Origin of the sequence: Streptomyces sp. NPDC015220, from assembly GCF_043079345.1 — a bacterium.
Lineage (GTDB): Bacteria > Actinomycetota > Actinomycetes > Streptomycetales > Streptomycetaceae > Streptomyces.
In genome coordinates, this window is sequence record NZ_JBIBUK010000001.1 from 1 (window position 1) to 1,879 (window position 1,879).

General features: G+C 77.3%; 2 protein-coding genes. Both read left to right on the forward strand.

What is annotated here, in order from left to right:
* Window positions 1–969: glucose-6-phosphate dehydrogenase assembly protein OpcA (gene opcA / locus ACF061_RS00005; RefSeq protein WP_392264458.1), on the forward strand; the 969-nt coding region annotated here is incomplete at its 5' end.
* A complete protein-coding gene (gene pgl / locus ACF061_RS00010) occupies window positions 966–1,748 on the forward strand; it encodes a 6-phosphogluconolactonase (protein ID WP_392264459.1) in 783 nt (260 codons plus the stop codon). The genes opcA and pgl, both read left to right, overlap by 4 nt.
* The last annotated feature ends 131 nt before the right edge of the window (window positions 1,749–1,879 follow it).

Below are 1,879 nucleotides of genomic sequence, written 5' to 3' on the forward strand. Positions count from 1 at the left end.
ACCCTCGTCATCGTCACCGACGAGGAGAACGCCTACGACGCCCTCAAGGCCGCCGGCGACGCCTCCCGCGAACACCCCTCCCGCACCCTCGTCGTCATCCGCCGTGTCTCGCGCACCCTGCGCGACCGCACGGCCTCGCGCCTGGACGCCGAGGTGCGGGTGGGCGCGGAGGCCGGCACCGGCGAGACGGTGGTGCTCCGGCTGTACGGCGAGGTCTCCGACCACGCCCAGTCGGTGGTCCTGCCGCTGCTGCTGCCGGACGCGCCGGTCGTCGTGTGGTGGCCGGTGGACGGCCCGCTCGACCCGGCCGGGGACCCGCTGGGCGCGCTGGCCCAGCGCCGGGTCACCGACACCTACGCCTGTGAGGAGCCGGTGCGCCAGCTGGCGGCGCGGGCCGAGGCGTACACGCCGGGCGACACGGACCTGGCGTGGACCCGGATCACGCCCTGGCGCTCGATGCTGGCGGCCGCCCTCGACCAGGTCACCTGCGAGGTCGAATCCGTCGAGGTGGAGGGCGAGGAGTTCAACCCGAGCTGCGAGCTGCTGGCGATGTGGCTCGCGGACCGGCTGGACGTGCCGGTGCAGCGCTCGCTGTCCGCCGGGCCCGGGCTGACCGCGGTCCGTCTGGACACCAGCTGCGGCCCGATCAGGCTGGACCGGGCCGACGGAAGGCTGGCGACCCTGTCCATCGAGGGGCAGCCGGAGCGTGCGGTGGCGCTGAAACGCCGGGAGACGGCCGAGCTGATCGCGGAGGAGCTGCGCCGGCTGGACCCGGACGACACCTACGCGTCGGCGCTGCGCTTCGGGGTGGACCGGCTGCACGGGGCCGGGCGGGCCGCCGAGGACTCCGCCGGGCAGGCGCCGGTCGCGGTCGCCACGTCCGAGGAGGACACGGCGAAGGCGCCCGCGCGCCGGGCCGCCGCCAAGACGGCCCGCAAGTCCCCGACGCGGAAGGCGGCGGCCAAGTGAGCACTCCGCAGTTGGTCGTCCACCGCGACAAGGACCTGATGGCCCAGGCCGCGGCGGCCCGGCTGATCACGAAGATCGTGGACGCCCAGGCCTCCACGGGCTCGGCGAACGTGGTCCTGACCGGTGGACGCAACGGCAACGGGGTGCTGGCCGCGCTGGCGGCGGCGCCCGCCCGCGACGCGGTCGACTGGGGCCGCCTCGACCTGTGGTGGGGCGACGAGCGGTTCCTGCCGGAGGGCGACCCCGAGCGCAACGTCACGCAGGCCCGGCAGGCCCTGCTCGACTCGGTTCCGCTGGACCCCCAGCGCGTGCACGTCATGCCCGCGTCGGACGGTCCCCACGGCACGGACGTCGAGGCGGCGGCGGACGCCTACGCCGAGGAGCTGGCCCGCGCGGCCGGCCCGGAGAACCATGGCGCGGTGCCGACGTTCGACGTACTGATGCTCGGCGTCGGCCCGGACACCCACGTGGCCTCCCTCTTCCCGGAGCACCCGGGCGTGCGGGAGACGGAGCGGACGGTGATCGGCGTGCACGGCTCGCCCAAGCCGCCGCCCACCCGTGTCTCCCTGACCCTGCCCGCGATCCGCTCGGCCCGCGAGGTGTGGCTCCTGGCGGCGGGCGAGGACAAGGCGAACGCCGTGGCCATGGCGCTCTCCGGCGCGGGCGAGATCCAGGCCCCGGCGGCGGGCGCCCAGGGCCGGGCCCGCACCCTGTGGCTCCTGGACACGGCGGCGGCTTCCCAGCTCCCGAGGTCGCTGTACCCGCCGGCATCGGCATGAACAGCAGGGGGGGGGGGGGGCCCGGGGGGGGCGCCCCCCCCCCCGGCCCCCCCCCCCCGGGCCCGGCCGGGGCCCGCCCCCCCCCCCCCCCCCCCCCCCCCCCCCCCCCCCCCCCCCCCCCCCCCCCTACG